We start from the raw sequence: 25,570 nt of genomic DNA, 5'->3' as shown, positions 1-25,570 counted from the left end.
TCTCAGTCGTTGCGCGGGATGCGGCCGTCGACGTCGGTGAAACCGTACTCTTCGGCGAGATCCGCTATGCGCCAAGCCGATCCGGAGCGTTGGCTGCGGTCCGGATCGGCGGCCAGCGCGACGACGGCACGGCCCGGAAAGCGGGGGGATTCGGCGTTGTCGAGGTCGTAGGTGCCCTCACCGGGCAGCGTGACGACGCGGCGGCCGTCCTTATCGCGTGGAACCATTTGCAGCAGTTCGGTGTCGACGATTCCGGGCCACAGTGAGACCACCGTGACGCCCGACTCGGCGAGATCGTCGGCCATATCCGAGGTGAGCCGGTCCAGCGCGGCCTTGGCGACGCCGTATACCGCGTTGTGCATATAGCGCTCGGCGCCGGGGGAGGAGATATTGGCGATCAGGCCCGCCGATTCGATCAGCAGGGGGGCCGCGAAAACGCTTGCGACGTAATGTGATCGCAGGCCGACGTCGAATGTCTCATCCCAGGCCTGCGGCGGCACCTCCCAGAACGGTTTGCCCAGCCAGCGTGCGGCAGCGGGGGCGTTGTAGACGTTGTTCACCAGTACATCGAGTCGCCCGTGCTCGTTGCGGATCCGCTCGAATAGTCGCTCGACCGCATCGTCGTCGCGGTGATCGCAGACGACCGGAACCCCGACGCCGCCGAGCAGGTCGATCTCGGCCGCGGTCGCGTGCACGGTCCCCGGCAGGCGTCCGGGTGCGGCCGAGCGCCCGGTGACGAAGACGGTGGCCCCCGCCGCACCCAACTCCAACGCGATGCCCTTGCCGATGCCGCGGCTCGCGCCGGTCACCACCGCGACCCGGCCGCCTAGAACCTGAGGTATTCCGTTCACGATCCCGGGACATTACCGTGAAACAAGAACACGTTCTAGCTATTGGAGGCCGTAGTGGAATTGATCCATCGGTTCGTTACGAGCAACGGCATTCGCATGCATGTCGCCGAGCAGGGCGAAGGGCATCCGGTGATCTTCTGCCACGGCTTTCCGCATACCTGGTTCATGTGGCATCGCCAGCTCGCGGCCGTCGCCGCAGCGGGCTACCGAGCCGTTGCGCCGGATTTGCGCGGATATGGGCGTACGGATGTACCTACCGATATCGGCGACTACACCAACCGCGCCGTTATCGGCGATCTGCTCTGCCTACTCGATGACATGGACGCCGAGCAGGCGGTCTTCGTCGGCTTGGATTTCGGGGCCGCGCTGGTGTGGGAGTTGGCGTTGCGCGCGCCGGAGCGGGTGAGCGGTGTCATCGTGCTCAATAATCCGTTCGCCCCGCGGCCGCCGCGCGCGCCATCGCAGCTATGGGCCAAGGCCGCTCAGCGTCACTTCCTGCATCTGGACTATTTCCAGAAGCCGGGCGTGGCCGATGCCGAACTGGGCGGCCGCACAAGGGAATTCCTGGCTCGCGTCTACTACTCGCTCAGCGCCGACTACCACTATCTCGACACCTGGCGCTTCCCGGCCGAGGGCGCCGGCTACCTCGACGTTCTCCCCGAAGCCCCGCTGCTGCCGTGGCGGTGGTTCTCCATCGCCGAATTCGACACCCTGGCACAGGATTTCGAGCGCACCGGCTTCACCGGCGGTCTCAACTGGTACCGCGTGCTCGATCGGAACTGGGAACTCACCGCCGAATTCGCCGACGCCGAGATCTCCGTTCCGACGTATTTCCTCTACGGCGACCGAGATCCGGATATGGAGGGCTTCAGCGGGCGCGACCCGCTCGCAACTCTCCGTGCGAACGTTCCCGATCTGCGCGCCGTCACCAAGATCGCGGACGCGGGTCACCTCGTGCAGTTGGAACGCACCGACGAGGTCAACGCTCTGATCACGAGCCACCTCCGCGACCTGGTCCCGAATCCGGCCCTCACGCAATAGCCGGGTCAGCGGTATTCGTTGGTCAATTCGGGGTAGTCGGCCCAGCTGGGGAGGGGGCGTCGGTCCAGGTAGGCGGTGAGCCGATCCAGCAGGTACTGCCAGCGCGGGCCGACCGAGCAGGCGTCGGCGGGGCAGATGTGGCGGCGGATCAGTTCGAGATTGGTGACGACGCCCACCTGGGTCATATGCAGTTCGAGGATGCCGCCGTCGATGTGGATCACCAGATCATGTGGCGCGCGGCAGTCTTCGACGCGGATTGCGATGGGGCCGGGGACCGGACCGTCGAACGGTTCGATGGTCAGGTTGCCATTGCCGCCGGTGACCTTGCCGAACCAGCGATCCAATTGCCGGCGTTCGGCGCAGGCGGACCATACGTCGAGTGCGGGCATGCGGAACGACCGCAGAAAGTGCAGTAGTACCCGGCCCTCCTCGATCGCCCGATCGTGTTCGGGTCGTACCTCGCCGAGCATGGACATCGTGGTCATAGCCGTGCCCTTTCGCCGCTGGTCACCGTATGTCCACTGTATTTCCCCGGTGGCGCCGCCGAATCGGATTCACCGGAAGTCGCGGCTACCGCGTGTCGGATCGGTCGGCGCCACCGGGACAGATCTCATGTAGGGGTCTCGGATCGCGTGACATGTTGATCTCCGCTCACCACTGGATCCTTCGGTTGTCTCACGGGATGTAATGCGGCTTGAATCTCAGTTCCGTGGCATTTCTTCAGTTTTGATGAGGTTGTGTCTTCTCAATGCGTCAGCGGCGAGCTGGTGCCGTGGGTGGCCCTCGTCTGGCCCTCGGCCGCGCGTCAGCTCGAGATGCGGGCTTCGATGCCGTCGAGGAGGAAATCGAGGCCGGTCCAGAAGGTTTGGTCGGCGTCCAGGTGGGGGCCATCGTGGACGACCGAGGCCAGCGCGGGAAATCGGCCGGTGGCGAAGGTTCGCTGCAGATAAGGCCCGAAGGTGGCCTGCCACTGCTTCTGGTCCATCCCGGAGACCCGCTCGGCGCGCCGCTCGGTGATCTCCCGGCGTACCGCGCCGATCACGTAAGCATTGACCGCGGCGACCGCCGGCACGACAGTGTCCAGGTCGACGCCGCCCATCGCGGCCAGCACCGCCTCTCCGCTGGCCAGCGTGTTCGGCCCGAGCTGGGGCCGCCCGCCGAGCAGGTCGGCGAACCATTCGTGCTGGTGGGCGGCCTGCCGGATGGTTTCGGCGAGGGAACGCAGCACCTCGCGCCAACCGTCTCCGGTCGGCCTGATCTCCGCGTAGACCGCATCGACCACCAGGTCGAGCAACTCCTCCTTGGTGGCGATGTAGCCATACAGCCGCATCGGTCCGACGTCCAGCGCCGCGGCGACCTTGCGCAGCGACACCGCGTCCAGGCCGTCCGCATCGGCGAGTTGGATCGCTGCTCGGACGATCCGCTCCCGGCTCAGCGGGGCCGGCGTCGGTCGATCCGGCGGCTCCGGCCGCTCCCACACCAACATGCCGACGACAATACAGCGTTAGGAGTGATACAGTGTATTGGGTGATACAGTGAATCGAGGATAGCTATGGCCATCGCCATTGTCGGAGCCGGCTTGGGTGGCTTGGCCCTTGCCCGGGTGCTGCACGTGAACGCCATCGACGCCGTGGTGTATGAACGTGAATCGTCGCGTGGTGCGCGCGGTCAGGGCGGCATGCTCGACATCCACTCCGGGCAGCGGGCGCTGCGCGAGGCCGGTCTGATTGACCAGTTCTACGCGATTGCCCGTGGTGAGGGTCAGGACATGCGGCTTCTGGAGTCGGACGGCACCCTGCTGCTGCAGGAGGACACACCCGAGGGCGCCCCGCTCGAGCGACCCGAGGTGGACCGTGCCGATCTGCGCAACCTGCTGCTGGACTCGCTTCCTGAACACGCGGTGCGCTGGGGGCGCGCGTTCGAGTCCGCTGACAACGGCGTGCTGCACTTCGCCGACGGCAGCAGTGCGACGTATGACCTGCTGGTCGGCGCGGACGGCGCGCAGTCCCGGGTGCGCGCGCTGCTCACCGACGCCCGCCCGGCGCATATCGGCCAGAACGTCGTCGAGGTCGGTATTCCCGACATCGATCGCACCCACCCCGACCTCGCGGCGATGGTCGGTCGCGGCAACTACTGGGTGCTCGGCAACGGACAATCCCTGGCAGCGCAGCGCAACGGCGACGGCCGCGTTCGGATCGGCCTCAGCTTCTACAACACCGCCGAGGACTGGTTCGCCACGAGCGGGATCGCGTTCGACGACCCGGCCGCCGCCCGGGCGCGGCTGATCGAGCTGTTTGCCGGCTGGGACTCACGGTTCACCGCACTGATCGCAGCCTGCGACGACACGGTCCTGCCACGGTCGATCACCACTCTCCCGGTCGGCCTGACCTGGCCATCGACACCAAGCGTCACGCTGCTCGGCGATGCCGCGCACCTGATGCCGCCGGTGGGGGAAGGCGCCAATATGGCGCTGCTCGACGGCGCCCTACTCGGCCGCGCACTGGCCGCGCACCCGGACGACTATCCCGCCGCCGTCAAAGAATACGAACGCGAGATGTTCGAACGCACCAGCGCTGCCGCCCGGATGTCCGCGGACATGCAGGAATTGCTGATGTCGCCGGACGCCAGCCGGAGAATGCTCGAGTTCTTTCAACCGGGCTGAAGGTGACTGAACACGACCAAGCAACCGGTCGCCCAGCCAGCGCGATCACCCGCGGTTCGGGCAAGGATGTAGTTCGGGAATCTCAGAACCGTGGCGGATCCGCCACGTCGCCTCCCAAACATTCTGCGATTCCGCCACGAATTCTGAGACCCGACATCTCAGGCCGCGATGAATCGCGCGCAATCGAATTCGTTGTTCAGCACACCCTGTCGGAAGGCATCGAACTCATCCTGATCGAAGAGTAGCTCCACGCCATCGATCGGCTGGGGAATGGCGGCGCGGAAAACGTATCCGCCGTCGCGGCGCGATATCGCCAGATGGCGATCCTCGACGCGCCCCGCCCGCACTCCGGCCTGGAAAACGTCGAACTGCTCGTCGGTGAAGACGAGAATTTCGTTGTCGGGCAACGACATTCCGGGCGTGTATCGCTCGTCGGCGAGCTTGTCGTCCCAGACCGCAGTCCACCCGTTCTTACGTGCGATGCGCACGCAATTCTGGTTGGGCGAGCTGAAGGTCGCCTTGCGGAATTCGGCGACGGTGAAGGTGGGCTGCGTCATTGCATGTCCTTTCAACGGGTAAAGCAGGAGTCGCACGGGGTTGGCAGACCCGTTGCTCGTCCATTAAGGCTTATAGCCAACGGCGGCGAAATTACACGGCCGCGCCGTATCTTCCAGGTCGACCGGTTGGTCCGGGCGCCAGTCCGGTGCGTAGGCGATACCGGGTTCGACCAGGTCCAGGCCGTGGTAGAGCGCGGTGAACTGGGCGCGGGTGCGCAAGGACACCGGATCGGAGGTCTCGTCGTAAAGTGCGGCGGCGGCAGCCATTTGCTGCTTGATCTCCGAACCTGCGTCGTCCAGGGACACATGGGTCATCGCGGCATAACTGCCCGAGGGGAGCCGGTCGCGTAGTCGCGCCATCAGCTCGTGCGGCTGGTCGGTGTCGGGCACGAACGGCCAGACGCTGACGATCAAGAGACCGAGCGGCTGCCCGAAGTCGATCAGCCGCCGGGTATCCGGATGGTCCAGAATCAGGTCGGGATAACGCAGATCGGCCTCGACGATGGCGGTGTTGTCGAGGGCACCGCCGTGCAGCAGAAGGTCGTGGGCGCGATTGACCGCCTCCAGATCGTTGTCGACATAGACCACCCGCGAATCCGGCGCGGATTCCCTCGCGACCTCGTGCGTATTGCCGACGGTGGGGAGTCCGGAACCGATATCGAGGAATTGCCGGATGCCCTGCTCCACCATGAATCGTGTTGCGCGACGCAGGAATCCGCGGTTGTGATGCGCCCACACATCGAGGAATGGCAGTATTTCGAACAGTCGCTCACCGAAGATCTTGTCGACCTCGAAGACGGCTTCCCCGGACAGGTAGTAGTGATACATGCGAGCGGCGGATGGTCGGCTCGCATCAATTTCACGGGGCTCGAAGTCGGCGGGCATTCGGGTGCTCCTGATTCGTCAAGTGCTGGTGAATGTCTTGCGGCGGAACGATCGTGCGACGTGCTCGATGAATTTGCGGGAGTCCGCGGCGCCGAGAGCGGCCGCGCTGAGCCGGGACCATACGGTTTCGCGGGCGGCCACCGCGGGTTTGTCATCGATGTAGCGGATATCGCCCTGGCTCTCCACGATCGCCATCTCGAGGTCACCCGCCGCGCCCGGCGACGGCACCCGGACCAGGGTGTACCGGTCCTCCATCCCCGCCCCGCGGGTGGTGACGGTGAATGGCAGGACCTGGATCAGGATGTTGGGCCGTCTGGACAGATTCGACAGATGTTCGAGTTGTTCGAGCATCACCTCGCGCCCGCCGTATTCGCGGCGCAGACAGGATTCGGACAGGATCGCGCGGAATTCCGGCGGGTTCGCCTCGGTCAGGACCTGTTGCCGGGCCAGCCGCGCCTGCACCGATTCCTCGACGGTGACGCGGTCGGCCGCGACCGGAGTAACCGGTTCGTGCAGTGCGCGAATGTAGGACTCGCACTGGACGAGTCCCGGCATGATCTCCGCCTCGGCGGTGCGCAACAGGCTGGCATGCGCCTCCAGATCGACGAGCAGTCGCAGGTCCTCGACGTAGGCGCGGCGATGGCCGGTGGTCCAAAAGCCGCGCTTGTGGTTGTCGCGGCGCAGTTCCTTGAGCGTCTCGATATAACCCGGATCGGTGAAACCCAGTGTGGTCGTGAGGAGTTCGAGATCGCCGACGCTGATGGCGCCGACTCCGTTGATAAGCTGGTTGATTCGGCTCTGGGTCGACTCGATGATTTTGCCGGCCTCGGTCTGGCTGACACCCGCGGTGCGGACCATATGCTCGATCTCGCGTCCCAGCAACAATTTTCGCGCGGTCCGTAATCGAGTTCCCATGGCTCCCCAGCGTATCGTCCGACGCTACTCATCCGATTCACTTCCTGGAGCGTGATAATCACGCTAGCATTACCACACCAAAGATATCACGGCACGCCGAGGCAGTGGGTGTCATCGAGGACCGTCCCCTGCGTCGCGGTTTGAGGGGGTCGGATGACGACAGCCACGAACGATCGTCGGATGGTGCGAAATGCCCAGTAGCGCAGAGGCAACCGCGCAGCGCTGTCGGCACTACCAACGCGATCTGGGACTGCCCGCAGTGATCATGCCCGAGACCGAGACACGGATCATCGTGCAGACCGGACCTGTCAGCGCGGTGATGATGCCCTCGAGGCTGGCAACGGAAGTCGTCGCGGAGCAGCAAGGGCCGTTGGGGCCGGTGATAGAGCATCCGGCGTCGCGGCGGTGGACCTTTCTGACCGGACCGTCCGGACCGTGTCCGGAGAGTCTGACGCCCGCGCTGCTGCGCTGGAATGTCGGCGTCGCGTCGAAATACATTGTGCTGCCGTCTCCGGCTGACGAGCGGCGCGGATTTCGGCGCTGGATCCACGAGCCGCACAACAGGTTTCGGCCGTCGATGCGAGAAATCTTGGAAGCGGTGCTGAGGTTGCGGCGATAACGGTTCCAGCGGGCGCGCGGTACTCGCCGATATGAGGGGTCGGCGAGTGACGCGCGGTCCCGGACGGTTAGCGGGTGACGAGTTTCGTGGCTGCGGATTCGATTCGGGATTCGTCGAGGAGGACGGTAGTGGCGGCCGGGCCCAGGGGGATGAAGGAGTCTTCGCTGGTTACGCGGGTTACGGGGCCGTTGAAACCGGCGTCGATCAGGGCTGTGCAGAGGGATTCGGAGACACCGCCCGTGTGGCGGGTTTCGTCGGCGATGAGGACTCGGCCGGTGGCGCGGGCGTGGTCGAGTAAGTCGTCGAGGGGGAGGGGGGAGAGCCAGCGGAGGTCGAGAACGCGGGCTCGGATGCCGCGATCCGAGAGGCGTTGGGCTACACGCAGACTCATGGGGACCCCATTGGCGAAGGTGACGATGGTGAGGTCGCTGCCGTCGCCGTAGACGCGGGCGTGGCCGATGGCGATGTGGTCGGTATCGGAAGGTGTTGCAAGCCAGGCATTATCGCCGGGGCGGTGCAGGTCGCGGGTGTGGTAGAGGGCAATGGGCTCGAGATAGATGCAGACGCGGCCGTCCACGCGGGCGGCGGAGACGCAGGTGCGCAGCATGGCGGCGGCATCATCGGCGCGAGCGGGAGAGGCGATGATCAAGCCCGGGATATCGCGCAGTGCCGCAATGGAATTGTCGTTGTGGAAGTGGCCGCCGAACCCCTTCTGATAGCCATAACCGGCAATGCGGACGACCATCGGATTCCGGTATTGCCCCTGGGAGAAGTACGACAGTGTGGCGGCTTCTCCGCGCAACTGGTCCGCGGCGTTGTGCACGTAGGCGAGATACTGGATCTCCGGAATCGGCACGAATCCCGCGAGCCCGGCACCCAGAGCCGTGCCCAGCACGCTCTGTTCGTCGAGCAGCGTATCGAAGACGCGGCGCACTCCGAACTGCTTCTGTAGCCCCTTGGTGACGCCGTACACGCCGCCCTTGCGCCCGACATCCTCGCCGAATACCAGGACGTCGTTGTCCCGGTCGAGCAGTGCGGCGAGCGTCTGATTGATCGCCTGCGCCAACGTCACCGAATCACCCTGTGCAACTGTGTGTCCTCGACGCAACACATCGGCCTGGACCAGGTCCGGATGCGGCGAGACCAACGGGGCCATCACCGCAGAGGCGGAAGTCAATTTCGGTTCGCGACAAACCAATTCGGCCATGGCAGCGACTCGTCCGCCGATTTCGTCGTAGCGTGCGATGACTTCGGTCGGGGTGGCGATACCGGAAGTGACCAGGAGGCGGCCGGTTGCAATCACCGGGTCGCGGCGCAGGTCGGCGGTGATATCGGTGGGGCTGCGGTAGGCGGATTCGACATCGGATCCGGCGTGTCCCATGAGTCGTACGGTGCTCAGGTGGAGAAAGGCGGGCTTGCGGTGTTCGCGCACCCAGTCGACCACCTGCGTCGCGGTTGTCGCGGCATCGAGGAGATCGCTGCCGTCCGCGTCGAAATACTGCAGCCCGAGGCGGATGCCGTAGGACTGTTCGATCCAGCCGGGCGGGGTCGGAACGCTGATGCCGATGCCATTGTCCTCGCACACGAACAGCAGCGGCAGCGGAACCCCTTGCCGTGCAGTGTGAATCGCGGCATTGATGGCGCCGGCGGCGGTGGAGTGATTGGCCGACGCATCGCCGAAACTGCAGAGCACCACTGAATCCGAGGGCCATTCGCAGGCGACGCCGAGCCGTGCCGCGCGCTCGATCGCGAAGGCGAGGCCGACGGCGCGCGGCAGATGTGATGCGATGGTGGAGGTCTGCGGGATCACCGCAGCCGGTTTGCTGCCGAAAACCTTGTGTCGGCCGCCGGATATCGGCTCGGCGGCCGCCGCGACCATGCCGAGCAGCACATCCCGGATCGGGTCGAGACCGGGCACCTGCCTGGCCCGGTGCACGAAGAATGCCCCGGAGCGATAGTGCAGCAGCGCCGGATCGGTCGGGCGCAGGGCCGCCGCCACCGCCGCATTGCCCTCGTGCCCTGATGACCCGATGCTGTAATAGCCGCGCTTGGCGCTGCCCAACCGGCGCGCTGCGAGATCGAGATGCCTACTGGTCGCCTGTGATTCGAACAGGTCCAGGCACTGGGCTCCGGTGAGTCCGACATCCTCGACCGGCTGTTCGATAGGACGGCTGGGCCGCGGCTCCAGCGCCGATAGCTCGGCCCGGAACCGCTCCTCGAGGTCGACTCGCTGTTCGGTCACGCTGTGATCATCTCCGACAAACGCTGCTCCGGGGACCTGATTTCGGCGCTATTTCCGAAAGTATTCTGATCACCGCGGTAGTTGCGAGAAACTTCTCCGAGTACCCCGGTGCCGAATCGCGGATTTATCGGCTGCGGTCAGAATGGTGCACAGCATCAGCCTGACTGCTCGGTCTCCTCGATCGTCCGCCGCAGCAGATCGCGAGCGGTATCGAGCTCAACGGCCCGACGATCCAACTCCGCCAGCCGATCCCGCAGCGCGGGCAACACGCCAGGACAGGCCCGCAACGCGCCGTCGTCGACAGCGCACGGCAGCAACTGCCCGATCACCCGGGTCGAGAGTCCCGCCGCGAGCAAAGCGCGAATCTGCCCGACACGCCGCTCGGCATCCGCGTCGTACTCGCGATACCCATTGTGGCGGCGTTCGGCCGACAGCAACCCGACCCGCTCGTAATACCGCAGCAGCCGCTCACTGGTGCCGGTACGGCTGGCCAGCTCACCGATCAGCATGATTTGACCTTCCCATGGTGTCAGGGATCAACACTCGAGCCTGCAACTCGATTCCGTCAGGAGAAACGTTGATCATCGACGCACACAGCCACGTCCACGACCCGCTCACCGATCACATCGCGGTGCTCGACGAGGCAGGCGTGGACAAGACCATTCTGTTCATGACCCGACCGCATCCCGAACGAGCCGGAAACCTCACCGAACTACGCGAAGAGATGGACCTACTGACGCAGGCTCTCGCGGGCGGCGGCGCCCTCGGCCGAGAAACAGCCCGGCGCGAACTCGATGCCGCAATCGCCGCCTACCCGGACCGCTTCATCGGATTCGCCTCGGTACCACTCGACACGCCCGATGCCGACGCGATCGTCGAACGCGACGTAGTCGGGCGCGGACTGCGCGGCATCGGTGAGTTGACCCCGCCGCCGGACCAAGCGGCCCTGATCGAGCCGGTACTCCGTGCCGCCACCGACCACGATCGACTCCCTGTCGTCGTCCACGGCGCCGCACCCACGACCGCCGCCGACCTGCGCACCCTGACCGACCTCGCGCGACGCTACCCCCGCGTGCCGCTCGTGGTATCCCAACTCGGCGGAGCGCACTGGATGGACGCAATCGAACTGGTTCGCGACACCCCGAATATGTACCTCGAACTGTCCACTGCCAGTATCGTTTTCGCGGTCCGCCTGGCCATAGCCGAAATTCCCGAGCGTACCCTCTTCGGCTCGGATGCCCCCTACGGCGACCCGGTCGTCGCGCGCACCACCGTCGAACGCGCCACCCGCTCACCACACGTGCGTGAACTGGTCCTCGGCGCGACCGCGCAGCAGCTGCTGAGTTAGCTCGCGGTACCCGGCAAAGCCGCGGCGGCGTCCCGATCCAACAGCCATGTAGTGGATTCCGACCCGACGGCACCCGCCGCGGGAATCTCCACCGGATCCGCACCGGCAACCGCCGCGGCAACGGCTTCGGCCTTGGCGGCACCACCGACAACCAGCACAACATGGCGACTGTGCCGCACCGCGGGCAGCGTCAGCGTGACCCGCACCGGCGGCGGCTTCGGCGAATCCGGCACCGCGACAACGAGTTCGTGCTGTTCCCGCACCGCATCGGTATCCGGGAACAGCGAATTCACATGGCCCTCGCCGCCCATACCGAGCAGATGCAGATCGAAGGCCCCGTGCTCGGCCAGGTGCGCGTGCACCGCCGCCGCATACTCGGCGGCGGCTTCGACCGGATCCGGATACTCACCATCGGAGGTGGCAACCGGATGCACCCGCGACGGATCAACCGGCACATGATCCAGCAGCGCCTGCCGCGCCTGCAGATCATTGCGCTCCGAATCGCCCGCGGGCACGAATCGCTCGTCACCCCAGAACACATCGAGCAGCGACCAGTCGATATCGCCGGGTGTCTTGCGGACCGATTCCAACAGTCCGATCCCGGTCCCACCGCCGGTCAACACCACCGATGCGGAGCCACGTGCCGCCTGCGCCGCCACCACGACCGCGACGAATCGCGTGGCCGCGGCGGCGATCAAGGCATCGGTGTCGTTGTGTACTTCGACGGTGTTCGCGGGAAAGTTCGCGCGCTCACTCATAGGTCACCTTCTCGATTCCGGCGAGCGCCTCGGCATAGATCTCGTCGGCATCCAGCCGTCGCAGCTCCTCGGCGAGGCAGTCGCGAGTTTCTCGGCGCGCCAAGGCGATTCGCTGATCCGGGTCACCGGTGCGGGTCAGCGTCGCGGTGCGCCCGGTCTGCGGCCGCTCGATCGCGATCGACACCGTCGGGCGACGTACCTCCACGCGCAGCGCACCCGAGCGGCGACGCACCGGACAGTCGAGCCGGGCGGCCAACCAGCCCGCGAGCATATCCAGCGCGGGTTCTTCGCGCAGTCCGGAGATGATCACCGAATCCACCGGCTCGAACGGCGGTTCGTCCATGGCGGCCGCCAAGAGCGCCCGCCAGTAGGTGATGCGACTCCACGCCAGATCGGTATCCCCGGAGGCGTAGGAGCCGAGGCGTTTCTTGATCGTCGCCTGCGGATCGGCGGCGAAGGTGGCGTCGGTGATGCGGCGAGTCGCCAAGCGTCCCACCGAATCCTTGGACGGGAACTCCGGGGCACCACGCGGCCACCACGCCACCACCGGTGTGTCCGGCAGCAGGAACGGGATGACGACGCTGCTCTCGTGGTTGATCAGATCACCCTGCAGCCGCAGCACTATCACCTCGGCCGCACCCGCATCGCCGCCGACGCGGATCTGGGCATCCAATCGGGTCTCGGCCTCGCGATCCCCCCGCGCCAAAACAACCACGCGACAGGGATGTTCGCGGCTGGCGTCATTGGCGGCGTCGATGGCGTCTTCGGCCTCGGAGCTGTCCAGCGTGCACACGACCAGAGTCAGCACCCGGCCCATGGTGATCACACCATTGCTCTCCCGAAGGCGCACCAGGCGTTTGGTGACCTCGCCGGTGGTGGTCTGCGGCATATCGACGATCATGGCCGCCGCCATTCGCGCCCGGTGCGGGCCACCATCTCATCGGCCGAGGCCGGACCCCAGGTCCCCGCCTCGTACTGTTCGGGTTTACCGTCGGCGGTCCAGTGCTCGAGCACCGGATCCAGGATGCGCCAGGACAATTCGACCTCCGCGTTCACCGGGAACAGGGACGGCACCCCGAGCAGCACATCGAGGATCAGGCGTTCGTAGGCCTCGGGGGAGGATTCGGTGAACGCCTCGCCGTAGCTGAAATCCATATTGACATCGCGCACTTCCATGCTCGACCCCGGCACCTTCGAACCGAAGCGGGTGGTAATGCCCTCATCGGGCTGCACCCGGATGACCAGTGCGTTCTGCCCGAGATCCTCGGTCATGGTCTGGTCGAACGGCAGATGCGGTGCTCGCTTGAACACCACCGCGATCTCGGTCACCCTGCGGCCCAAGCGTTTTCCGGTGCGCAGGTAGAACGGCACACCAGCCCAGCGTCGGGTGTCGACCTCGAGGGTGATCGCAGCGTAGGTCTCGGTGCGCGATTGCGGGTCGAAACCCTCCTCATCGAGCAGTCCGACCACATGCTCGCCGCCCTGCCAGCCTTCCGCGTACTGTCCGCGCGCAGTGGTTTCATCGAGAGGCTCGACGAGTTTGGTCGCCGAGAGCACCTTGATCTTCTCCGCCTGCAACTGCTTGGGCTCGAAGCTGATCGGCTCCTCCATGGCAGTCAGCGCGAGCAACTGCAGCAGGTGGTTCTGGATGACATCGCGGGCCGCGCCGATACCGTCGTAATAGCCTGCGCGCCCGCCCAATCCGATGTCCTCGGCCATGGTGATCTGCACATGGTCGACGTAATTGGCATTCCAGATCGGTTCGTAGAGCTGGTTGGCGAAGCGCAGCGCCAGGATGTTCTGCACCGTCTCCTTGCCGAGATAGTGATCGATGCGGAATACCGTCTCTTCCGGGAACACCCGGTTGACCAATGCGTTGAGTTCGACCGCGCTGTCCAGATCGTGGCCGAACGGCTTCTCGATCACTACCCGGCGCCACGGCTTGCGGCCCTCGCCATTGGTTTTCGTCGGTTGGGCCAGTTTGTGCTCGGAGAGCTGATCGAGCACCACCGGGAACATATTCGGCGGAATCGACAGGTAGAAGGCGTGATTGCCGCCGGTGCCGCGGTCCTTGTCCAGCTTCGCCAGGACGTCGGCGAGTTTGGCGAAGGCGGAATCGTCGTCGAAGGAGCCCTGTACGAATCGGATGCCCTCGGCGAGGTGGTCCCAGACCTCCTGCCGAAATGGTGTGCGTGCGTGTGCTTTTACCGCGTCGAGCACGACATTCGCGAAGTCCTCGTCCGCGTAGTCCCGGCGGGCGAAGCCGACCAGTGCGAAGCCCGGGGGCAGCAGCCCCCGGTTCGACAGATCGTAGATGGCCGGCATCAGTTTCTTCCGGGACAGATCGCCGGTGACGCCGAAGATCACCATGCTGCACGGTCCCGCTATGCGGGGGACCCGCTTATCCCGCTCGTCGCGGAGCGGGTTCTTCCAGGTATTCGTCTGAGTGCCGGCCATCGGGTCAGTTATCCCCGGACTTGGCCAGTTCGCCTGCCGTGGCGGAAAGCAGCTCCTCCCACGACTTCTCGAACTTTTCCACACCCTCGCGCTCGAGTACGTCGAAGACGTCGTCGAGGTCGATGCCGACCGCGGTGAGCTTGTCGAAGACCTCCTGCGCGGCCGCGGCGGTACCGCTGACGGCGTCGCCACGGATCTCGCCGTGATCGGCGACCGCCTCGAGGGTCTTCTCCGGCAGCGTGTTCACCGTATTCGGCGCGACGAGTTCGGTGACATACAGCGTGTCCGAGTACTCCGGATTCTTCACACCGGTCGAAGCCCACAGCGGCCGTTGCCGATTCGCACCGGAGGCGGCCAGATGCGTGTAGGTCGAGGTGTGCGCTCCACCGTCGAAGACATCCTGGTATTCGGCGTAGGCCAGGCGCGCGTTGGCGACCCCCGCCTGTCCGCGCAGTGCCAGCGCTTCCGGTGTACCGATCGTTTCGAGTCGCTTATCGATCTCGGTGTCCACGCGGGAGACGAAGAACGAAGCGACCGAATGGATCTTGGCCAGATCGTGGCTGGTGGCCTTGGCTCCGCGCAGACCGTCGAGGTAGGCGCCCATCACCTGGCGGTAGCGCTTGACCGAGAAGATCAGGGTCACGTTGACGCTGATGCCCTCGGCGATCACCCGGGTGATCGCGGGCAGGCCCGCCTCGGTGGCCGGAATTTTGATGAACAGGTTGGGCCGATCCACCGTCTTCCACAGGTCGATGGCCTGCGCGACCGTCTGCTCGGCGTCGAAGGCCAGGCGCGGGTCCACCTCGATGGAGACCCGGCCGTCGACACCGTTGCTGGACTCGTAGACGCCGGCCAGCACGTCGCAGGCCGCACGCACATCGTCGGTGGTGATGGTCCGGATCGCGGAATCCACATCCGCGCCTTGGGCGGCAAGCTCTTTCACCTGGCCGTCGTAGGCGTGGCCCTGGCTCAGGGCACCCTGGAAGATGGTCGGATTGGTGGTGACGCCGACGACGCTGCGGGTTTCGATGAGCTCTGCCAGGTTCCCGGACTGGATCCGGTCCCGCGACAGATCATCGAGCCACACCGAGACGCCCGCGGCGGAGAGGGCGGCGACGTTTTCGTTCTGTGCCATTAGCTCTTATCCCTTCACGTTTTCCAGCGTGCGTTGCGCGGCAGCGACTACAGCTTCCGCGGTGATGCCGAACTCGCGGAACAGGGTCTTGAAATCGGCCGAGGCACCGAAGTGCTCGATCGAAACGATCTCGCCCGAGTCACCGGTGAACCGGTACCACGGCATCGCGATACCGGCCTCGACGGCCACGCGAGCGGCGACTGTCGGCGGCAGCACCTCGTCCCGATATGCCTTGTCCTGCGCGTCGAACCACTCCACACACGGCATCGACACCACGCGGGTACCGATGCCCTGCGCCTCCAGCGTAGTGCGCGCGGCGACCGCGAGTTGGAGCTCGGATCCGGTCGCGATCAGGATTATCTGCGGAGTGCCGGTGGACGCCTCGGCCAGCACGTAGCCGCCCTTCTTGACGCCCTCGTAGCTGGTGCCCTCCTGGATCGGCAGATCCTGGCGGGTCAGTGTGAGCGCGGACGGCCCGTCCTGGTGTGCCGGTTCGGAGACCGAGAAGTGCGAGGTGTGCTCGCTGCTGTCGCGCTCGAGGATGGTGCGCCAGGCGTATGTGGTCTCGTTGGCGTCGCCGGGGCGGACCACGTTCAGACCCGGGATCGCGCGCAGCGCGGCCAGATGTTCGATCGGCTGATGCGTCGGGCCGTCTTCGCCGAGACCGATGGAGTCGTGCGTCCACACGTAGATCGCGGGTACCCGCATCAGCGCCGCCAGGCGCACGGCCGGGCGCATGTAGTCGGAGAAGACCAGGAAGGTGCCGCCGTACGGACGGGTCGGGCCGTGCAGGGCGATGCCGTTCAGGATCGCGCCCATGGCGTGCTCGCGCACACCGAAGTGCAGGGTGCGGCCGTACGGGTTGGCCTTCCACATACCGGTCGAGATCGACTCCGGACCGAAGCTCGGCGTGTCGGGCATAGTGGTGTTGTTGGATTCGGCGAGGTCGGCCGAACCGCCCCACAGTTCCGGCAGCACCGGCGCCAGCGCGGCCAGCACCTTGCCGGACGCCTTGCGGGTGGCCATACCCTTCGGATCCGCCTCGTAGGTCGGCAGATTCGCGGCCCAGCCGGCGGGCAGCTCACGCTTGGCGAGCCGATCGAACAGCGCCTTGTTCTGCGGGTTCGCGGCGGCCCACGCGTCGAACTGCTGCTGCCAGGCCGCATGCGCCTGCTGGCCGCGCTCGATGACCTTGCGGGTGTGCGCGATGACATCGTCGTCGACCTGGAAGTTCTTTTCCGGGTCGAAGCCGAGGATCTTCTTGGTGGCGGCCACCTCGTCGGCGCCGAGTGCGGCACCGTGCGCGGCGCCGGTGTTCATCTTGTTCGGGGCGGGGAAGCCGATGATGGTGCGCAGTACGATTATCGATGGCTTACCGGTCTCCGCCTTGGCCGCAGCCAGCGCCGCCTCGATGGCGACGACGTCCTCGCCGCCCTCGACCACCTGCACGTGCCAGCCGTAGGCCGCGTAGCGCTCGGCGACATCCTCGGTGAAGGCGATGGTGGTGTCGTCCTCGATGGAGATCTTGTTGTCGTCGTAGATCACGACCAGGTTGCCCAACTGCTGGGTGCCCGCGAGCGAGGAGGCTTCGGAGGTGACGCCCTCCTCCATATCGCCGTCGGAGGTGATGACGTAGATGAAGTGGTCGAACGGGCTGGTGCCCGGTGCGGCGTCCGGGTCGAACAGACCGCGCTCGCGCCGTGCCGCCATCGCCATACCGACCGCGGAGGCCAGACCCTGACCCAGCGGGCCGGTGGTGATCTCGACGCCGTCGGTGTGGCGGAATTCGGGGTGGCCCGGGGTGAGCGAGCCCCACTTGCGCAGGTGCTCGAGATCGTTCAGCTCCAGACCGTATCCGGCCAAGTAGAGCTGAATGTACTGGGTGATGCTGGAGTGACCGCAGGACAGTACGAAGCGGTCCCGGCCGACCCAGCTCGGATCGCTCGGGTCCAGGCGCATGGTGCGCTGGTAGAGCGTGTAGGCCAGCGGTGCGAGGCTCATCGCGGTGCCGGGGTGCCCGTTCCCGGCGTTCTGCACCGAATCGGCGGCTAGAACCCGAACGGTGTCGACGGCCTTGGTGTCCAGATCCGTCCAGTCGTCCGGGTGATGCGGCTGAGTGAGGGCGCGGATGTCGTCTGTGACTGACACGACCGAGGTTCTCCTGACATTGTTTCGTCGACGGTGGCGGAGGGGTGCGCGCACGGCAGCTGTGGAATGCGAACCGGGTTTACCCCAACTACCCTAGATGTGCCCGATGACCGGCATGTGAGGAACCCGGCTTAGTTCAGGTGTCGAATCGCTTCGACAGCGTGCCGGAGCGAGGGGGCTATGGAAAGAAGGCTGTGCGGCTGGGTCTACCATCGTGTGTAGTAGTTGCCGCCTCGCACCAGCTCGAGCAGGGGAGCGCGGTGGTGGTTCCATGCCGGATGCGATGCACAGCGTGCGAGGAGAGATAGTGCGGATTGGGCAACAGCCGGGTGGCAATGGTGCACACGGCTCCTCCGCGACGGCGCTGGCCGACCGGTTGACCGGCGACGGCCTGCTGTCCCGACTACTGCGGCGACCCCTCGCCTATATCGCGTTGACCAAGCCGCGCGTCATCGAGCTGCTGCTGGTCGCGACGATTCCGACGATGCTGCTGGCCGATCGCGGCCATGTCGATATCCGGCTGATCCTGGTCACGCTGTTCGGCGGTTGGATGGGCGCCGCGAGCGCCAATACGCTCAACTGCGTCGCCGACGCCGATATCGACAAGGTGATGAAGCGGACGGCGAAGCGGCCGCTGGCCAGGGAGGCCGTGCCGACTTCGCACGCCTTCGTCTTCGGTGTCACGCTCGGTATCGGGTCGTTCGCCTGGCTGTGGTGGCAGGCGAATCTGCTCAGCGGCCTGCTGGTCGTCGCGACGATCCTGTTCTACGTCTTCGTGTACACCCTCGGTCTCAAGCGCCGGACCTCGCAGAATGTGGTGTGGGGCGGCGCGGCCGGATGTATGCCCGCGCTGGTCGGCTGGTCGGCGGCGACCGGAAATATCGGCTGGCCCGCGATCGCGCTGTTCGGTGTCATCTTCTTCTGGACGCCGCCGCACACCTGGGCTTTGGCCATGCGCTACAAGGAGGACTACCGCGCGGCCGGCGTGCCGATGCTGCCGGTCGTGGCCACCGAGCAGGCCGTCACCAAGCAGATCGTCATCTACACCTGGCTCACCGTGCTCACCACTCTCGCGCTGGTCCCCGCTACCGGTGTGGTCTACGCGGCCGTCGCACTGGTGGCCGGAGCGTGGTTCCTGCTCATGGCGCACCAGCTGTACTCCGGTGTGCGGCGCGGTGAATCGGTGAAGCCGTTGCGACTGTTCCTGCAGTCCAACAACTATCTGGCCGTGGTGTTCTGTGGTCTCGCGGTGGATTCGGTGCTCGGGTGGGACACGATCGGCAGCTTCTTCGGCTGAATCAGCCGATATATCCGTCGGGCCGGACGAGGACGGTGGTGCCATCGACCGCGTCATAGGCGGTGAAGGCGTGACCGTCGACATCCACGACGTGCTGTCCAGTCGCCTTGTCGCCGGGGCAGATCACCGTGTACACCTCGACACCGGGCTCGGGCGGTACGTCGGTTTCACCGAATGACAGCAGCGTCGCATGCGGTCCGCGGAACAGGTCGAACAGTCGAATCGGCCGCCCCTCGGCATCTTTGACCGGTGCGTCGGGTGCGCGATCACCGGCGACGAGCACGCCGTGGTCGGCGCGATCTCGGTAGCTGATATCCAATTGACGTGTCTCCGCACCGCGCTGCATGGCGTCCTCGGCACCGTCGACCAGCTTGTCCAGCAGTTCGGTACTGATCCCGAGCACCCGTGCGGCTACTGTGCGGCGTTCGGATTCGTAACTGTCCAGCAGTGATTCGTCGCCCGCGACCGCGGCGGCGAGCTTCCAGCCGAGGTTGTAGGCATCCTGGATACCGGTGTTCATGCCCTGTCCGCCGGTGGGCGGATGCACATGTGCGGCGTCGCCCGTGAGGAATACCCGACCCTCTCGGAATCGTTGCGCCAGACGAATATTCGGCCGCCATACTGTCGCCCAGGTGAGATCGGTCAGGACGATATCCAGATTTCCGGCATAGCGGTCGACGAACTTCTGCAGCACCTCGAGGGTGGGCTCGGCGTCGGTGTCCAATGGCGCACCGAATTGGAACTGGCTGCCACCGGGCAACGGGGACAACATGATTCCCTCCATCGGCCGACCGGCCGCGGCGAACCAGTAGCCGTAGGCGTGATCGAGCGCATCGGCACCGACATCGCCCAGCAACACTCGGATCGAATCGTCGGTGGTGCCTTCGAACGGAATGCCGAGCGTCTTACGGACGGTGCTTTTCCCGCCGTCCGCGCCGACCAGATAGGCGACACGCAACGCCTCGATGACACCGTCGTGCGCCAATTGGACGCTGACGCCCGTCTCGTCCTGTTCGAAAGTGACCAGCGCCGTGGCGAGTTCGACCCGCACGCCGAACTCCGCGAGCCGGTCACGCAGGATCGCCTCGGTCCGCGACTGCCCGAGCACCCAGAGGTTGGGGTAGGGGACCGATGGCGTCGGCTCGACTGGTTCGGCCATCCGATGTTCGCCCGCGAATTCACCGCCGAAGTACGCGCGGATCACTGGTGACGGTGATCCGGCCCGGCGGACCGCATCCAGCACGCCGAGGTCGTCGAAAACCTCGAGCGTGCGCGGCTGGATACCGTCGCCGCGCGATCCCGCGAAGAATTCGGTGGCCCGGTCGATGATGCGCACCGGAATATTGCGGCGGGCCAAGTCGATGGCGAGGGTGAGGCCGGTGGGTCCGGCGCCTGCGATGAGTACTTGCGTTTGGTCGTGCACTATATCTCCGTACCGAATTGCGTTGGTTGGTTACCGTCGATAGATCAATCCGGGACGACGACTGCCCGGGTGGCGCCGAATTGCGCGGCGGCCCAAGCCTCTTCGATCTTCGAGAGCGGGAACTCCTGCACCGCGGTGTCCAACCGGCCATCGGCGATCAACTGCATGTACTCGGGGATTGCGGCCAGGATCGACTGCACCGACGCGGATCCGGCCCCGCTACCGGAGATCGCGATGCGACGGCTGCGCAACAGCGCGGCCGGAACGGCCGCCTCGGCACCCGCGGTGGCGCCGATCTGGATGTACGCGATATCTGCGTCGTCCTCGGTCAGGCCTTGGCGTCCGAGCGCCGCGAAGGCGGCCTCGGCCGGTGTGCCCCACACATAGTCGAGCACCAGGCTCGGCGCCACGGTCCCGATCGCCTCGGCCAGCGCCGACGCGGTGGCGTCCTTGGCGTCCTGCAGCGTGACCGTGGTCGCGCCGTATCCCGCCGCCCGCTCGAGTGCCGACGGATTGCGTCCGGCGGCGATCACCCGGTCCGCGCCGAGCACGAAGGCGTTCTGCACGGCCAGCAGACCTGCTGCCCCGGTGGCGCCGAGGATCAGCACGGTGCCGAGGTGCTGGTTGGGCAGTGCGTAGCGGCGCTCGCGCAGGGCCAGCCACGAGGACAACCCGGGGTTGAGTCCACCGGCGATTCGCGCGGGATCGGCGCCGGTCGGGAGCGGAATCCGCATCCGCGCGGGCACCGCCATGCGTTCGGCCAGCGTGCCGTAAGGAGCCTGTGGGAAACCGGTGTAGACGAGCGCGCCGTCGGTGGTGCGCGCCACCGCGTCGATGCCTGGGATCAGGGGATAGGCGTCGGTGCTGCCGTAGTGCGTACCGGCCGCCAGCGATCGAACGATCGGATGAATGCCTGCCGCCACCAGCTCGACCAGCTCCCGGCCTTCGGTCACCTCCGGCTCGTCGAAGTCGGCATACACAGGACTTTCGCCTGCGCTGCGCAGGACTGCTGCTTTCATGACCTTCACCAATCTGAATTGAAATTCACTGAATCTGCATTCAGTATGGGGATTGATAGGTTTTCGTGTCAAGGAGGTGGTGTGAGTGACGTCGAGTCGCCGGGAAAAGTCCGCAGAGACCGAACAGGCACTGAAGGATGCGGCGCGGCGGGTGTTCGCCGAACGCGGCTACTTGAACACCAAGATCACCGACATCACGGCGGCCGCTGGGCGCGCGGCCGGGTCGTTCTACAACCACTTCGCGAGCAAGGAGGAGCTACTCCAGGCGCTGCTGAACGATCTGGCGAGCGCCGGAGACGAGCGCGCGGAGCAGCCCGAACACAAATCCGATTTCAGTGATCCGGAGGCGGTGCGGTATCACATCGCCGGGTATTGGTCCTTCTCTCGGGAACATGGGGCGGTGATGCGCGCGATTGCTCAGGCGGCGATCGTCAGCGAGGATTTCGCTCGGGCGCTCGGACAGTTCGGGGTCGAACAGCGCGCGGATATCGCCGATCATCTGGATGGCCTGGCCGACAAGGGATTACGGCTGCCGAGCAGTGTCGATGCCAGTCTGGCGATGATGTTCCAGGTCACCCAGGGGATGTTGGCGGCGGTCGAGGACGGTTCCGTCACGCTGACGGATGAACAGGCGATCGAGGGTTTGACGCGGTTCATTTATCGTGGTCTGACCGGGCAGGACTACTGATTCGGCGGATCTGGTTGCCGGACGGCGGAAACCGGCTCGGCAGCGGCCGGAAGCGCGATTCGGGCTGTCGGGCAGCGAGACCGGCTCGTCAGTGGCGGGGGTGCGATCGTGCTGCTGGGCAATGGATTCCAGGTGCCAACGGCCGCGCCGGTGCACGGCCGTTGGCGTGTGGTTACGGCAGCAGGACGATCGAGCCGGTGGTCTTGCGGCCTTCGAGATCGCGGTGCGCCTGCTCGGCTTCGGCCAGCGGATACGTGGCACCGATCCGTACATGCAGCGTTCCGTCGGCGATCGCGGTGAGGATATCGGTTGCGCGCCAGAGCAATTCGGCACGGTCGCGGGTGTAGTGCACCAGCGTGGGGCGGGTGACGAACAGCGACCCTGCCGGGTTGAGGCGCTGCAGATCGAAGGGCGGTACCGGGCCGCTGGCCGCGCCGAAGAGGGCCAGCATGCCGCGCACCCGCAGAGATGCGAGGCTGGCCTCGAAGGTGGCCGCGCCGACACCGTCGTATACGGCCGCGACGCCGACGCCCTCGGTGCGTGCGCGAACCTGATCGGCGAGATCATCGCTGTAACGCAGTACTTCGCTCGCGCCCGCCTCACGGGACAGTTTTTCCTTCGCGTCCGAGGAAACGGTGGTGATCACCCGCACCCCGCGCGCGACGGCGAGCTGAGTGAGTATAAGACCGACGCCGCCCGCGCCCGCGTGCACCAGCACGGTCTCGCCGGGTTCGGGCTTGTAGATCGATTCGATCAGGTAGTGCGCGGTCATACCCTGCAGCAGCGCCGAGGCGGCGACCGGTGCGTCGACACCGTCGGGCACCTTGACCGCGACCGCCGCCGGTACGGCGACCCGCTGGGCATAGCTGCCGGGTGCGGCCGCCCAGGCGACCCGGTCGCCGACTGCGAATTCGGTCACATTCGCGCCGACCTCGGCCACCACACCGGTGCCCTCGGCGCCGGGAATATAGGGCACCGCCTGCGGGTAGCGGCCGGTGCGGATATAGGTATCGATGAAGTTGATGCCGATCGCCTGGGTGTCGATGAGCAGCTGATCCGGACCGATCTGCGGATCCGGCACCTCGACGTAGTTCAGGACTTCGGGACCGCCGTGCTCGGAAACCTGAATAGCGCGCATGAGATCCGTTCTACACCCAAGGGGTCTGGACCCGAACGTACCGGTCAGTAAACTAACCGCCATGAGTGTTCAAGCCGCCACCGCCCCAGTGCAGCTGTCGGGTTCCCTAGTGGATTCAGTCAAGGGATTCGTCGCCGAGCACGGCGGCTCCGCCACCGCTGTACTGCAGCCGATCGGCCGCGCGGGCGTGCGCGTCACCCTGGTCGGCTCCGACGGTGTCCTTGGTGACCGCGTGGTCGACGATCTGGCGACCGCCAAGGAATTGGTCGAGACCATCAACGGCCTGACCGAGGCCGATGAATGGGACCGCGAGCTGATCTCGGTGGTCACGCCGCGCAAGGGGCACTGGGCCAAGATGGCCGGTTGGGTCGCCCGGCAGACCCGTTTTCCCAAGGCGCGCAACGAGAACTGAGCTGTTCAGGCTTCCATGGTCGCGCCGTCCAGTTCGCGAGTCCGGCGTGGGACAGGGCGCAGGACCAGCCGCGCGACCGGGCCCGCGAAGATGCCCGCGAGCCGGGTGAAGGGCCAGATGCCGAGGATCAGCAGCAGGATCAATCCCCGCGCCTGGTAGATGAGCGGTGCATGCTGCATGGCCTCGGGATACGGATCGATGGTGACCAGCGAGCGGAACCACGCGAAAAGCGTTTCGCCGGTTCGATATTCGCGGGCCACCGTGGTCGGATCGTATTCGATGATCACTCCGGACAGCAGCGCGGCCGTCAGGGCCGGGAACGTGATGCGGTCCAGCGGGGTGATCACGGGACGCGACGGGCCGGTGATCAGATCCGGTAGGAACAGCAACACCGCCCCGACCGCGGCCGCGGCGACACCGCCGATCTGCACGATCATGGTGACCACGTGCAGCGCACCGGAGGGTCGGGCGTGTGGTTCGGTGGTGATTACATTGATCAGGCGGGTGAGGACTATGAGGCACACCCCGGACCGAAATGCCGTCGATCCGAACCGTTGGCTACGGTCCATCTCCGGATAACTGGTATAGCTGCGGAAACCGTCGCGCCGGTAGCGCCAGATGTGACCGAGCACGAACGACACGAACGCGCCATAGGGCAGCGCGATCCACAACAGCGATGTCACGGCGAGTTCGCTTTCCGCTTGCCGACGATCGGACGTATCACGGTCGCAGAGACACCGAATGTCGAACAAGGGGCCAACGGCCCTTACCGAAGGGTACTTCGGGCGTCGGCGGCGAGACGGTCGAGGATCGCCGCCGACTCGCCTGACTGGTGAGCCGGGTGGCCTCGGCCTTGGGCGGCGGCCCGGAGTTTGATCGCCTCGGCCTCGGCGAGTGCCTGCATTTTCGTCTGTGCCGCAGCGGCTTCCGCGCGCAAACGGGTCTCCTCGGCCTCGGCCTCGGCCTGGCTGGTCCGCGCGTCACGGCCCGCCGCGGCGAGGGTGGTCTGGCGAAAGGCATCGGCATCCGCCGGCTTGCGGATCTCGACCTGCAGTTGCTGTTCCTTCTGCTGTGCTTCGAGTTGTGCGACGCGCGTTGCCATTTCGACGGCCGCTTGGCGGGCCTTGGCATCGGCGAGCGGTCTCGAGTCAGCCCAGGTCTCGAGTCAGCCCAGGTCTCGAGTCAGCCCAGCGCTTTGACGATCGCTGCGGCCAGCGGTGCCGACGAGGCGGGATTCTGGCCGGTGTAGAGATTGCGATCGACCTCGATATGCGGGGCCCACGGCTCGCCCTCGCGGAAATCGACGCCGAGCTCGACCAGCCGATCCTGCAGCAGCCACTTGGCCTTATCGGCGAATCCGGCTTGTGCCTCTTCGGCATTGGTGAATCCGGTGACCTGGTAGCCGACGAACGGGGAATCGCCGTCGATGGCGGTCGCGAGCAGCGCGGCGGGCGCGTGGCAGACGACACCCAGCGGTTTGCCCGAGGCCAGCGCGGCATTGAGCAGGGCGCCGGAGTCGGCATTCACCGACAGATCTTCCATCGGGCCGTGTCCGCCCGGGTAGTACACGGCGTCGTATTCGGCCAGGTCGACATCCTCGAGCCGGATCGGGCTGCGCAGTTCTGCCGCATCGGCCAGGGTCTCGGCGATCTCCGCGGCACCGTCCGCACCGCCGTTGACCTCGGGTGCGAGACTGCCCTGGTCGACCGTCGGTACGACGCCGTCGGGAGTGGCCACCACAATCTCGTGACCCGCCGCCTTGATGGCCTTATATGGAGCCACGACCTCTTCGGCCCAGTAGCCGGTCGGATGTTTCGTGCCATCGGCGAGTGTCCAATAGTCGACGCCGGTCATGACGAAAAGAACCTTCGACATCGTGTGCCTCCTGATCAGGGGATTGGTCGACGTGCTGACGTTGCATATGCAGGGTGTCAGTTCGTCACGATATCGACGTTAGGCACACATTCATCGAAGC

General features: G+C 65.9%; 26 protein-coding genes. 7 read left to right on the top strand and 19 right to left on the bottom strand.

The window, feature by feature from the left end; genetic code table 11:
* Positions 1-2: 2 nt before the first annotated feature.
* A complete protein-coding gene (locus tag OIE68_RS14475) occupies positions 3-851 on the bottom strand; it encodes an SDR family NAD(P)-dependent oxidoreductase (RefSeq protein ID WP_327099896.1) in 849 nt (282 codons plus the stop codon).
* 54 nt (positions 852-905) lie between these two features.
* Here OIE68_RS14475 and OIE68_RS14470 point away from each other — a divergent pair, with 54 nt between their 5' ends.
* The gene (locus OIE68_RS14470; protein ID WP_327099895.1) at positions 906-1,892 is read left to right on the top strand and encodes an alpha/beta hydrolase; all 987 of its coding nucleotides are present in this window, start codon (positions 906-908) and stop codon (positions 1,890-1,892) included.
* A 5-nt stretch (positions 1,893-1,897) separates the two neighbouring features.
* Here the strand turns inward: OIE68_RS14470 and OIE68_RS14465 are convergent, their stop codons facing one another.
* Both OIE68_RS14465 and OIE68_RS14460 read right to left on the bottom strand, forming a co-directional pair.
* Positions 1,898-2,377: a hypothetical protein gene (locus OIE68_RS14465; RefSeq protein WP_327099894.1), complete on the bottom strand. Its 480-nt coding sequence runs from the start codon at positions 2,375-2,377 to the stop codon at positions 1,898-1,900.
* 320 nt (positions 2,378-2,697) lie between these two features.
* Positions 2,698-3,378: a TetR/AcrR family transcriptional regulator gene (locus tag OIE68_RS14460; RefSeq protein WP_327099893.1), complete on the bottom strand. Its 681-nt coding sequence runs from the start codon at positions 3,376-3,378 to the stop codon at positions 2,698-2,700.
* A gap of 66 nt (positions 3,379-3,444) precedes the next feature.
* Here OIE68_RS14460 and OIE68_RS14455 point away from each other — a divergent pair, with 66 nt between their 5' ends.
* Positions 3,445-4,554 (top strand): FAD-dependent oxidoreductase, encoded by a 1,110-nt coding sequence (locus OIE68_RS14455; RefSeq protein WP_327099892.1) that lies wholly within the window; start codon positions 3,445-3,447, stop codon positions 4,552-4,554.
* A 158-nt stretch (positions 4,555-4,712) separates the two neighbouring features.
* On the opposite strand, the gene OIE68_RS14450 is transcribed toward OIE68_RS14455, so the two are convergent.
* From OIE68_RS14450 to OIE68_RS14440, 3 genes are all read right to left on the bottom strand, one after another.
* Complete coding sequence (locus OIE68_RS14450) at positions 4,713-5,111, bottom strand: DUF397 domain-containing protein (RefSeq protein ID WP_327099891.1); 399 nt, start codon at positions 5,109-5,111, stop codon at positions 4,713-4,715.
* Positions 5,112-5,174: 63 nt separating this feature from the next.
* Positions 5,175-5,996 (bottom strand): SAM-dependent methyltransferase, encoded by an 822-nt coding sequence (locus tag OIE68_RS14445; protein ID WP_327099890.1) that lies wholly within the window; start codon positions 5,994-5,996, stop codon positions 5,175-5,177.
* A gap of 18 nt (positions 5,997-6,014) precedes the next feature.
* Positions 6,015-6,911, bottom strand: coding sequence for a DUF5753 domain-containing protein (locus OIE68_RS14440; RefSeq protein WP_327099889.1), 897 nt, complete (start codon positions 6,909-6,911; stop codon positions 6,015-6,017).
* Between the two features lie 190 nt (positions 6,912-7,101).
* Here OIE68_RS14440 and OIE68_RS14435 point away from each other — a divergent pair, with 190 nt between their 5' ends.
* Positions 7,102-7,530 carry a hypothetical protein gene (locus OIE68_RS14435; protein WP_327099888.1) on the top strand — a complete coding sequence of 143 codons (429 nt, stop codon included), beginning with the start codon at positions 7,102-7,104 and terminating at the stop codon, positions 7,528-7,530.
* Positions 7,531-7,597: 67 nt separating this feature from the next.
* On the opposite strand, the gene OIE68_RS14430 is transcribed toward OIE68_RS14435, so the two are convergent.
* Both OIE68_RS14430 and OIE68_RS14425 read right to left on the bottom strand, forming a co-directional pair.
* On the bottom strand, positions 7,598-9,772 hold the full coding sequence (locus OIE68_RS14430; RefSeq protein WP_327099887.1) for a thiamine pyrophosphate-dependent enzyme: 2,175 nt from the start codon (positions 9,770-9,772) through the stop codon (positions 7,598-7,600).
* Positions 9,773-9,927: 155 nt separating this feature from the next.
* Positions 9,928-10,281 carry a MerR family transcriptional regulator gene (locus OIE68_RS14425; protein WP_327099886.1) on the bottom strand — a complete coding sequence of 118 codons (354 nt, stop codon included), beginning with the start codon at positions 10,279-10,281 and terminating at the stop codon, positions 9,928-9,930.
* Between the two features lie 68 nt (positions 10,282-10,349).
* Here OIE68_RS14425 and OIE68_RS14420 point away from each other — a divergent pair, with 68 nt between their 5' ends.
* Entirely contained in the window at positions 10,350-11,120 is a 771-nt protein-coding gene (locus OIE68_RS14420; protein WP_327099885.1) for an amidohydrolase family protein, read from the top strand.
* On the opposite strand, the gene pgl is transcribed toward OIE68_RS14420, so the two are convergent.
* Genes pgl through tkt form a run of 5 tightly spaced genes read right to left on the bottom strand, consistent with a single transcriptional unit; the run spans position 11,117 to position 17,618 of the window.
* Positions 11,117-11,878: a 6-phosphogluconolactonase gene (gene pgl, locus OIE68_RS14415; RefSeq protein WP_327099884.1), complete on the bottom strand. Its 762-nt coding sequence runs from the start codon at positions 11,876-11,878 to the stop codon at positions 11,117-11,119. The genes OIE68_RS14420 and pgl overlap by 4 nt on opposite strands.
* Positions 11,871-12,779, bottom strand: a complete 909-nt coding sequence (opcA, locus tag OIE68_RS14410) for a glucose-6-phosphate dehydrogenase assembly protein OpcA (RefSeq protein ID WP_327099883.1) — start codon at positions 12,777-12,779, stop codon at positions 11,871-11,873. Before opcA ends, pgl begins: the two co-directional genes overlap by 8 nt.
* Positions 12,776-14,335, bottom strand: a complete 1,560-nt coding sequence (zwf, locus tag OIE68_RS14405) for a glucose-6-phosphate dehydrogenase (protein WP_327099882.1) — start codon at positions 14,333-14,335, stop codon at positions 12,776-12,778. The genes opcA and zwf overlap by 4 nt, the downstream gene beginning before the upstream one ends.
* Positions 14,336-14,339: 4 nt before the next feature.
* Positions 14,340-15,470, bottom strand: a complete 1,131-nt coding sequence (gene tal / locus OIE68_RS14400) for a transaldolase (protein WP_327099881.1) — start codon at positions 15,468-15,470, stop codon at positions 14,340-14,342.
* Between the two features lie 6 nt (positions 15,471-15,476).
* Entirely contained in the window at positions 15,477-17,618 is a 2,142-nt protein-coding gene (gene tkt / locus OIE68_RS14395) for a transketolase (RefSeq protein ID WP_327099880.1), read from the bottom strand.
* Between the two features lie 307 nt (positions 17,619-17,925).
* Here tkt and OIE68_RS14390 point away from each other — a divergent pair, with 307 nt between their 5' ends.
* Complete coding sequence (locus OIE68_RS14390) at positions 17,926-18,915, top strand: heme o synthase (protein ID WP_327099879.1); 990 nt, start codon at positions 17,926-17,928, stop codon at positions 18,913-18,915.
* 1 nt (position 18,916) lies between these two features.
* Here OIE68_RS14390 and OIE68_RS14385 read toward each other — a convergent pair whose 3' ends face one another.
* Positions 18,917-20,338 (bottom strand): FAD-dependent monooxygenase, encoded by a 1,422-nt coding sequence (locus tag OIE68_RS14385; RefSeq protein ID WP_327099878.1) that lies wholly within the window; start codon positions 20,336-20,338, stop codon positions 18,917-18,919.
* A gap of 44 nt (positions 20,339-20,382) precedes the next feature.
* Positions 20,383-21,357, bottom strand: a complete 975-nt coding sequence (locus OIE68_RS14380; protein WP_327099877.1) for a zinc-binding alcohol dehydrogenase family protein — start codon at positions 21,355-21,357, stop codon at positions 20,383-20,385.
* A gap of 85 nt (positions 21,358-21,442) precedes the next feature.
* Between OIE68_RS14380 and OIE68_RS14375 the strand changes: the two genes are divergently transcribed.
* Positions 21,443-22,045: a TetR/AcrR family transcriptional regulator gene (locus OIE68_RS14375; protein ID WP_327099876.1), complete on the top strand. Its 603-nt coding sequence runs from the start codon at positions 21,443-21,445 to the stop codon at positions 22,043-22,045.
* A gap of 172 nt (positions 22,046-22,217) precedes the next feature.
* On the opposite strand, the gene OIE68_RS14370 is transcribed toward OIE68_RS14375, so the two are convergent.
* A complete protein-coding gene (locus OIE68_RS14370) occupies positions 22,218-23,183 on the bottom strand; it encodes a quinone oxidoreductase (RefSeq protein ID WP_327099875.1) in 966 nt (321 codons plus the stop codon).
* A gap of 61 nt (positions 23,184-23,244) precedes the next feature.
* On the opposite strand from OIE68_RS14370, the gene OIE68_RS14365 reads away from it, so the two are divergent.
* Positions 23,245-23,595, top strand: coding sequence for a hypothetical protein (locus OIE68_RS14365; RefSeq protein WP_327099874.1), 351 nt, complete (start codon positions 23,245-23,247; stop codon positions 23,593-23,595).
* A gap of 5 nt (positions 23,596-23,600) precedes the next feature.
* On the opposite strand, the gene OIE68_RS14360 is transcribed toward OIE68_RS14365, so the two are convergent.
* The 3 genes from OIE68_RS14360 to OIE68_RS14350 form a co-directional block, all read right to left on the bottom strand.
* Positions 23,601-24,278 carry a respiratory nitrate reductase subunit gamma gene (locus OIE68_RS14360; protein WP_327099873.1) on the bottom strand — a complete coding sequence of 226 codons (678 nt, stop codon included), beginning with the start codon at positions 24,276-24,278 and terminating at the stop codon, positions 23,601-23,603.
* 83 nt (positions 24,279-24,361) lie between these two features.
* Positions 24,362-24,697: a hypothetical protein gene (locus OIE68_RS14355; protein WP_327099872.1), complete on the bottom strand. Its 336-nt coding sequence runs from the start codon at positions 24,695-24,697 to the stop codon at positions 24,362-24,364.
* Between the two features lie 80 nt (positions 24,698-24,777).
* A complete protein-coding gene (locus OIE68_RS14350; protein ID WP_327099871.1) occupies positions 24,778-25,470 on the bottom strand; it encodes a type 1 glutamine amidotransferase domain-containing protein in 693 nt (230 codons plus the stop codon).
* Between the last annotated feature and the right edge of the window lie 100 nt (positions 25,471-25,570).

This window comes from Nocardia vinacea, from assembly GCF_035920345.1.
In the GTDB taxonomy this organism is placed as follows: Bacteria; Actinomycetota; Actinomycetes; order Mycobacteriales; family Mycobacteriaceae; genus Nocardia; species Nocardia vinacea_A.
The sequence above is the reverse complement of the archived record's forward strand: the minus strand, read 5'-3'. Positions and strand labels throughout refer to the sequence as shown.

What these genes read in the sequence shown, in the direction of transcription:
- OIE68_RS14440 (WP_327099889.1), bottom strand. Translation starts at nt 6,911, where the DNA reads ATGGGAACTCGATTACGGACCGCGCGAAAATTGTTGCTGGGACGCGAG.
- OIE68_RS14450 (WP_327099891.1), bottom strand. Translation starts at nt 5,111, where the DNA reads ATGACGCAGCCCACCTTCACCGTCGCCGAATTCCGCAAGGCGACCTTC.
- OIE68_RS14370 (WP_327099875.1), bottom strand. Translation starts at nt 23,183, where the DNA reads ATGCGCGCTATTCAGGTTTCCGAGCACGGCGGTCCCGAAGTCCTGAAC.
- OIE68_RS14355 (WP_327099872.1), bottom strand. Translation starts at nt 24,697, where the DNA reads ATGGCAACGCGCGTCGCACAACTCGAAGCACAGCAGAAGGAACAGCAA.
- OIE68_RS14435 (WP_327099888.1), top strand. Translation starts at nt 7,102, where the DNA reads ATGCCCAGTAGCGCAGAGGCAACCGCGCAGCGCTGTCGGCACTACCAA.
- opcA (WP_327099883.1), bottom strand. Translation starts at nt 12,779, where the DNA reads ATGATCGTCGATATGCCGCAGACCACCACCGGCGAGGTCACCAAACGC.
- OIE68_RS14425 (WP_327099886.1), bottom strand. Translation starts at nt 10,281, where the DNA reads ATGCTGATCGGTGAGCTGGCCAGCCGTACCGGCACCAGTGAGCGGCTG.
- OIE68_RS14445 (WP_327099890.1), bottom strand. Translation starts at nt 5,996, where the DNA reads ATGCCCGCCGACTTCGAGCCCCGTGAAATTGATGCGAGCCGACCATCC.
- OIE68_RS14350 (WP_327099871.1), bottom strand. Translation starts at nt 25,470, where the DNA reads ATGTCGAAGGTTCTTTTCGTCATGACCGGCGTCGACTATTGGACACTC.
- OIE68_RS14380 (WP_327099877.1), bottom strand. Translation starts at nt 21,357, where the DNA reads ATGAAAGCAGCAGTCCTGCGCAGCGCAGGCGAAAGTCCTGTGTATGCC.
- OIE68_RS14365 (WP_327099874.1), top strand. Translation starts at nt 23,245, where the DNA reads ATGAGTGTTCAAGCCGCCACCGCCCCAGTGCAGCTGTCGGGTTCCCTA.
- tal (WP_327099881.1), bottom strand. Translation starts at nt 15,470, where the DNA reads ATGGCACAGAACGAAAACGTCGCCGCCCTCTCCGCCGCGGGCGTCTCG.
- OIE68_RS14465 (WP_327099894.1), bottom strand. Translation starts at nt 2,377, where the DNA reads ATGACCACGATGTCCATGCTCGGCGAGGTACGACCCGAACACGATCGG.
- zwf (WP_327099882.1), bottom strand. Translation starts at nt 14,335, where the DNA reads ATGGCCGGCACTCAGACGAATACCTGGAAGAACCCGCTCCGCGACGAG.
- pgl (WP_327099884.1), bottom strand. Translation starts at nt 11,878, where the DNA reads ATGAGTGAGCGCGCGAACTTTCCCGCGAACACCGTCGAAGTACACAAC.
- OIE68_RS14455 (WP_327099892.1), top strand. Translation starts at nt 3,445, where the DNA reads ATGGCCATCGCCATTGTCGGAGCCGGCTTGGGTGGCTTGGCCCTTGCC.
- OIE68_RS14460 (WP_327099893.1), bottom strand. Translation starts at nt 3,378, where the DNA reads ATGTTGGTGTGGGAGCGGCCGGAGCCGCCGGATCGACCGACGCCGGCC.